The sequence below is a fragment of the Desulfosarcina cetonica JCM 12296 genome (assembly GCF_001311845.1).
GTDB classification, from domain to species: Bacteria; Desulfobacterota; Desulfobacteria; order Desulfobacterales; family Desulfosarcinaceae; genus Desulfosarcina; species Desulfosarcina cetonica.
On sequence record NZ_BBCC01000077.1, the window covers coordinates 21,079 to 27,801 of the forward strand.

7 protein-coding genes are annotated in these 6,723 nt (G+C 49.4%); all 7 read left to right on the top strand.

Annotated elements, in window-relative coordinates; translation table 11 throughout:
- The first annotated feature begins 91 nt into the window (after positions 1 to 91).
- Entirely contained in the window at positions 92 to 1,114 is a 1,023-nt protein-coding gene (locus JCM12296_RS17520) for an NAD-dependent epimerase (RefSeq protein WP_054695875.1), read from the top strand.
- 209 nt (positions 1,115 to 1,323) lie between these two features.
- Entirely contained in the window at positions 1,324 to 1,893 is a 570-nt protein-coding gene (locus tag JCM12296_RS17525) for a polysaccharide biosynthesis/export family protein (protein WP_054695878.1), read from the top strand.
- A 17-nt stretch (positions 1,894 to 1,910) separates the two neighbouring features.
- Entirely contained in the window at positions 1,911 to 3,167 is a 1,257-nt protein-coding gene (locus JCM12296_RS17530) for an outer membrane beta-barrel protein (protein WP_054695881.1), read from the top strand.
- Positions 3,167 to 4,126 (top strand): DUF3473 domain-containing protein, encoded by a 960-nt coding sequence (locus JCM12296_RS17535; RefSeq protein WP_054695883.1) that lies wholly within the window; start codon positions 3,167 to 3,169, stop codon positions 4,124 to 4,126. The genes JCM12296_RS17530 and JCM12296_RS17535 overlap by 1 nt, the downstream gene beginning before the upstream one ends.
- Positions 4,127 to 4,201: 75 nt before the next feature.
- Positions 4,202 to 5,023, top strand: coding sequence for a UDP-glucose dehydrogenase family protein (locus JCM12296_RS44795; RefSeq protein ID WP_246804482.1), 822 nt, complete (start codon positions 4,202 to 4,204; stop codon positions 5,021 to 5,023).
- Positions 4,996 to 5,547, top strand: a complete 552-nt coding sequence (locus JCM12296_RS44800; RefSeq protein WP_246804485.1) for a UDP binding domain-containing protein — start codon at positions 4,996 to 4,998, stop codon at positions 5,545 to 5,547. The genes JCM12296_RS44795 and JCM12296_RS44800 overlap by 28 nt, the downstream gene beginning before the upstream one ends.
- Before the next feature lie 236 nt (positions 5,548 to 5,783).
- A partial coding sequence (gene nadE, locus JCM12296_RS17545; protein ID WP_218188138.1) for an NAD(+) synthase occupies positions 5,784 to 6,723 on the top strand: 940 nt, incomplete at its 3' end.

Consider the following 6,723-nt stretch of genomic DNA (forward strand, 5'->3'; position numbering starts at 1 on the left):
TAAATTTATAATGTATTAAGGTTGTTGCATTGTATTTTGATGTTAACCACCAAGCGGAGCTATTTGGATCGCGCAAGATAGGAACGGATTCATGCATCTTGATTACAATACGGCACTAGTTACCGGCGCTGCCGGTTTTATCGGCTTTCACCTCTCCAAACGACTGCTGGCCGATGGATACCAGGTCGTCGGCGTAGACAATTTGAACGACTATTATGATCCGTCGATCAAACAGGCCAGGCTCGACATCCTGAAGGCTGACTCCCGGTTTACCTTCATGCGGACCGATTTGGCCGACAAGGCCGGGCTTGAAAAGATATTTCAGGACACCGCCATCGACGTGGTGGTCAACCTGGCGGCCCAGGCAGGTGTGCGATATTCGCTGACCAATCCCCAGGCTTACGTCGAATCGAACCTTGTAGGATTCGTCAATATTCTCGAATGCTGCCGGCACAATGCCATAAAACATCTTGTATTCGCTTCCTCCAGTTCTGTTTATGGCGCTAATACTAACATGCCTTTTTCCGTTCACCATAACGTGGACCATCCAGTCTCACTTTACGCCGCTTCCAAGAAATCAAACGAACTGATGGCTCACACGTATAGCCACTTATTTCAACTGCCCTGTACAGGATTGCGCTTTTTCACGGTTTATGGCCCTTGGGGAAGACCAGACATGGCGCTTTTTCTTTTTACCAAAGCGATTCTGGAAGATAAGCCGATTGCGGTCTTCAACCACGGTAAAATGAAGCGTGATTTTACCTATATTGATGATATTGTTGAAGGTGTGGTACGAGTGATGAAAAGCATTCCGGATCCCAATCCCAAATGGTCCGGAGACGCACCCGACCCTGGGACATCTTACGCCAGATATAAAATTTATAATATCGGCAATAATCAACCCGTTGAACTGATGGATTTTATCACTGCCATTGAGAATGCCATCGGCAAAAAAGCGATCAAGAACTTCATGGATCTACAACCCGGCGACGTACCGGCCACTTACGCCGATGTGGATGACCTGATCAACGATGTTGGATTCAAACCGGCAACAACGATAGAAGAGGGTATCGGGAAGTTTGTGGAATGGTATAAGGAATATTACGGAATATAGGAGACAGAAGCCAGGAGTCAGAAGCCAGAATGAGAAGCAAAACAGCAAAGCGTTTCGAAGAGTTGATCGTATGGCAGAAAGCACATCAATTCGTTTTGTCTGTATACCAATACACAAGTAAGAAGAAGTCAGCAAACTGCTCCAAGCCTATATGAACAAGATTCTGGCTTCTGACTCCTGACTTCTGAATTCTCTTAAAGGAGCCCAATATGCGTACACTGCTAAAAATAATATTTATAATTGCCATATATATTACTTTGCTCCCCCTCACTTCTTTCGCCCAATCTCCCAATGATTCCTACATCATTGGCAACGGCGACATCCTTGAAATCGTTACCTGGAAGGAACCCGATTTTTCGAGAGAAGAGATCATTGTGCGGCTAGACGGTAAAATCTCCTTTCCGCTACTTGATGATGTGGTTGCATCTGGAAAAACGCCAACGCAACTAAAACTTGATATTCAAAAGGGACTAAAGGCTTATGTATCCGAGCCCCATGTTACCGTTACCGTTCGTAGTGCGGCCAGTAAGCGGTTTTACATTTTGGGTGAAGTGGCCAATACCGGTGAATATCCACTTACCAAAAAACTGACCGTTCTGCAGGCATTTGCGCTGGCCGGCGGGTTTACCGAATGGGCATCCAAGAAAGAGATTATCCTGTTTCGCCGTCATCAGGGTCAGGAAACGGTCATTCGTATCGACTATAAGGATATTTTGAAAGGAAAGAATTCTGACCAGAACGTCGAAATTCAGGCCGATGATACGATCGTCGTACCATGAAAAAAGGAAAGGCTGTGATGAGAAAGACGATGAACTGGTTGGTGGTCGGTTTTCTGATTGTCGCACCGCAAATGGCGAGTGCCGAGATCAACATCATACCGCACCTGAGTACCGGCGTCGAGCATACGGACAACCTCTATCTGGACCCGGATAACGAAGTGTCTGACACGATCACCACCATCTCGCCCGGTGTTACAGTTGAACTCTCGGGTCGCACAGCGGCACTGGCGGTCAGCTACGATCCTTCCTATACCATGTATGACAAACGCAAAGACAGCGATTATTGGGCACATGCGGCGGGTATGACAGGGTGGTGGCAGTCCACCCGGCATCTCCGCTGGGAGGCCAGCCACAATTATCTGCGAACCGAGGATCCGGTATCTGAGGAGGATCTGACTATCCGACGTAGTCGCTCTCTGCACACGCGCAACACCACCGGCGTCAGAATGGACTACCAGTTCGGGGCGGATAATACGCTTTACGCCGATGGTTCTTACAGTTCCCTGAACAACGACGACCCGGCGAGTGTGGACAGTAAAGAGTACGGTGGTGGTGCCGGTGTAACGTACTGGTTCGATGTCCGTTGGGGCATGGATGTCGGCGCCGAATACACCGAAGCGACTTATGAAGACGGACTCGACGACTACCATGAAATCCTGGGGCGTGTCCGCGGCAACCATCGCTTTAATTCTCATTTCACCGGCTTTATTGAATACCAGTACACCCTGCATGAGGCCAAAGAAGAAACTGCCGTGGATTATACCATTCAGGATGGTGCTGTCGGATTCGATTATGCTATTGGACCCACCATGGATCTATCGGTCGGTTTTCACTATACTTATTTAAACGTGGACGGTGGTGACAATAAATCGTTTACACCGGTAAACGTCAGTTTGACGAAGCAATTCCAACGCGGTTCCATCAGCCTGACGGGTGAAGGCGGGTATGACTACACCACCTTAACCGCAGAAAACCTCGGTACGTACGAATACTATGATGTAGGGTTAAGCGGAGATTATGCGTTTACCCGCAGACTGTCTGGAGATATTCGAGGGACATACGGCTATCGCAACTACCTTGATACGGAGCCAAGCCGGAAGGAGGATATCTATCGTGCCGACTGCGGCCTTTCCTACCAGTTATGGCAGTGGCTCTCCATGCGTGCCGGATATACCTATAATACTGTCAATTCAGATATCGATACCGACGATTATGTGGAGAATCGCTTTTCTCTGATGTTGACTCTCTCGCCTCCGCAGCCTTACCGATTCTAATGACAACCAATAAAAAAATTCTCATCACGATCGATGTCGAAGACTGGTTTCAGGTAGAGAATTTCAAGTCATCGATTTCATACGATTCCTGGCACCGACAGGAACTGCGGGTAGAGCGCAATACCCACAGATTGCTGGATCTGTTTGATGAAATGGGGAGGACTCCCCAATCGACAACTCAATACAACCAACTGAAACAACAAACCTATTCAGCCAACAAACCTGCAATCCGCGCTACCTTTTTCGTGCTCGGCTGGATTGCCCGCAAATGTCCTGATTTGGTTCGTGAAATTCATCGCCGTGGTCATGAGATCGCCTCTCATGGTGTTGACCATCATTTGTGTAATGCCCAGTCCGTATCCGATCTTCGGAAGGATCTCAATGACAGCAAGAAGTTGCTCGAAGATATCACCGGGGATGAGGTATATGGTTACCGTGCACCTAGCTTTTCGGTGAATGATGGTGTTTTGAAAATCATCCAGGATGCCGGATACCGTTACGACGCCAGTTATAATTCATTCGACCGGCATGGCCGATATGGCAAGCTGAACATCAGTGCGTTTAAACAGAGCGGTATTGCTTACCAGGTGTCAGACCATTTTCATGAAATTCCGGTAAGCAACCTTGACTTCGATTTCAAAATTCAAAATTCAAAATTAAACATTCAAAATTTCTCTCTTCCCTGGGGCGGCGGCGGATATTTTCGTTTGATTCCCTATGCCATTTTCAGACAGGGCGTCCAACGTATCCTATCAAGTGCCGATGCCTACAGCTTCTACCTCCATCCCTGGGAAGTCGATCCTGAACAGCCGAAGGTGAAGGAAGCCCCGGCCGCTTTCAAATTCCGGCATTACATCAATCTTGCGTCAACAATGAAGAAAATAAGGCGCCTACTGAAAGATTTTAAGGATTGCCGGTTTGTGACATGCAGGGCGTACATAGATACTATCCAACGATAGATTGTAGGCCATCGTAGAAGACTTGGAATAACGCCCACTCAAATTGCAAAACCAATATCGCCAAGGAAAAACAATATGAACGTCTGTATCATCGGCACCGGCTATGTCGGACTTGTCGCTGCTGCCTGCCTTGCTGAAATGGGTAATGATGTGACTTGTGTTGATGTGAACGAGGATATTATCGGCCAGTTGAACGCAGGAAAAATACATATCTTCGAACCCGGGCTGGAGTCTCTTGTCTCCCGAAATGCAGCTGAAGGCCGGCTTACTTTCAGCACAGATTTGACAGAAGGGATGCAGGACGCCCTTTTCGTGTTCAGCTGTGTGGGGACGCCGTCCAAACCAGACGGTTCCTGTGACCTTTCCTATGTGGATACCGTTGCCGAGCAGATCGGGCAGCACATTTCCGACTATAAAATCATCATCAATAAATCCACTGTCCCCGTGGGAACGGCTGACCGCGTCAAAGGGATCATCCAGAAACAGCTCGATCAACGTAATGTATCCGTCGAATTCGACGTCGTGTCGAATCCGGAATTTCTCAAGGAGGGGGATGCGGTCAACGACTTCTTAAAACCGGACCGGGTGATCGTGGGAACGGACAACGTCCGGACAGCCAAACTTCTCGAAACCCTTTATGCGCCTTTTGCCCGCAGCCGTGACAAAATGATCGTTATGGGCGTACGCAGCGCGGAGATGACCAAATACGCCGCCAACTGCATGCTGGCGACCAAAATTTCCTTTATGAACGAGGTCGCCAACCTGTGCGAGACCGTCGGTGCTGATGTCAAGGAGGTCAGGGCTGGCATCGGGTCCGATCGCAGAATCGGATATCATTTTATTTACCCGGGGGTCGGCTATGGCGGCTCATGCTTTCCCAAAGATGTTCGCGCCTGATCAACACGGCTAAGGAATATGGTTGCCTGACCAGCCTGGTGGATGCCGTGGATACGGTCAACAACCGTCAGAAACGAAAACTGGCTGACAAAATCATCGATTTCTTCGCACCCCAAGGTGGCGTCAGCGGTAAAACCCTGGCCATGTGGGGGCTCTCCTTCAAAGCCAACACGGACGATATGCGCGAATCCGCCGCCCTGGACATCATCAATGTGCTGACCGATGCCGGCATGATTGTTCGGGCTTACGATCCGGTGGCCGGCGAAAATGGCAGGAAGATTCTGGCCGGAAACGCTAATGTCAGTATTATGGACAACCAGTACGATCCTGTTGATGGTGCCGATGCGCTGGCTGTGGTCACCGACTGGAACCAGTTTCGCAACCCGGATTTCAACCGTATACAAAAAATGCTGGTTAACCCGGTGATATTCGACGGCCGAAATCTCTTTTCGCGAAACTTTATGAAGGATCAGGGATTTACTTACATCAGCGTCGGACGTCAGCCGGTGATTGCTGAGAACTGAACTTTTCACCGCAGAGTCGCAGAGTTCGCGGAGAGATGTTTTAAGGCTTCGCCCACAGAATTTCAGAGCCACCGACCCACACAAACACAGACAAGAAATGTATATATTTCACCGTTGCAGGCGGGTAAAAAACATATCAGTGCATGTCCGTGGCTAATCCACCTCTCTGCGAACTTTGCGTCTCGAACGAAGTGGGCGGTGAAATAACCATACAAAAATGAAGTGAGGAAAACATCGTGGTTTTTTCAAAAGACATCCTGACCATCGATACCGGGAAAGAAGCCGACAAAATATGCAATCAGATTCGCTCCCTTCTGACGCGGAAACTGAAACGCCGAGGCTTGGTCGTTGCCCTTTCCGGCGGAATCGACAGCAGTGTATCCGTGGGACTGGCAGCAAAGGCGCTGGGGCCAGAACGGGTGGTTGCCCTGCTGATGCCCGAACGGCATTCATCGGACGACACGCTCGACCTGAGCAAGTCGGTTGCCGACACTTTCGGCGTCAAATGGTACCATGAAGATATCTCGGGCGTGTTGGCGGCAGTCGGCTTTTACCGGCGTTACGACGATGCTGTGCGCAAAGCCATCCCTGAATATGGTGACGGTTGGAAATCTAAAATCGTTATCCCCAACGTGATCGAATCCAAAGGCTTCAATCTTTTCTCCATCGTCGCCCAAAAACCGGATGGATCTCAGATTCAGAAGCGATTACCGCTTGAGGCTTACCTTGAAATTGTCGCGGCCACCAACTTCAAACAGCGCACCCGCAAGATGTTTGAGTACTATTATGCGGACCGCTTCAACTATGCGGTGGTGGGAACACCCAACCGATTGGAATATGATCAGGGGTTTTTCGTCAAGCTGGGAGACGGGGCTGCAGACATCAAGCCCATCGCTCATCTTTACAAAAGCCAAGTTTACCAAATGGCGGCCTTTCTCGGCGTTCCCGAAAGAATTCGCAAACGTCCGCCAACCACCGATACCTACTCGATGCCCCAGGGCCAGGACGAATTCTATTTTTCCCTGCCCTACGATCGCATGGATCTTTGCCTTTACGGCAAGAACAACGGCTACACGCCCGATGATATTGCCGACACCCTGGGGCTCACTGCCGAGCAGGTGCAACGGGTCTACGACGACATCGATACCAAACGGGCCACCACCCGTTATTTGCACA

Bases quoted from the DNA above. Each gene is read 5' to 3' on its own strand.
- JCM12296_RS17530 (WP_054695881.1), top strand. From the start codon at position 1,911: ATGAGAAAGACGATGAACTGGTTGGTGGTCGGTTTTCTGATTGTCGCA.
- JCM12296_RS17520 (WP_054695875.1), top strand. From the start codon at position 92: ATGCATCTTGATTACAATACGGCACTAGTTACCGGCGCTGCCGGTTTT.
- JCM12296_RS44795 (WP_246804482.1), top strand. From the start codon at position 4,202: ATGAACGTCTGTATCATCGGCACCGGCTATGTCGGACTTGTCGCTGCT.
- JCM12296_RS44800 (WP_246804485.1), top strand. From the start codon at position 4,996: ATGCTTTCCCAAAGATGTTCGCGCCTGATCAACACGGCTAAGGAATAT.
- JCM12296_RS17535 (WP_054695883.1), top strand. From the start codon at position 3,167: ATGACAACCAATAAAAAAATTCTCATCACGATCGATGTCGAAGACTGG.
- JCM12296_RS17525 (WP_054695878.1), top strand. From the start codon at position 1,324: ATGCGTACACTGCTAAAAATAATATTTATAATTGCCATATATATTACT.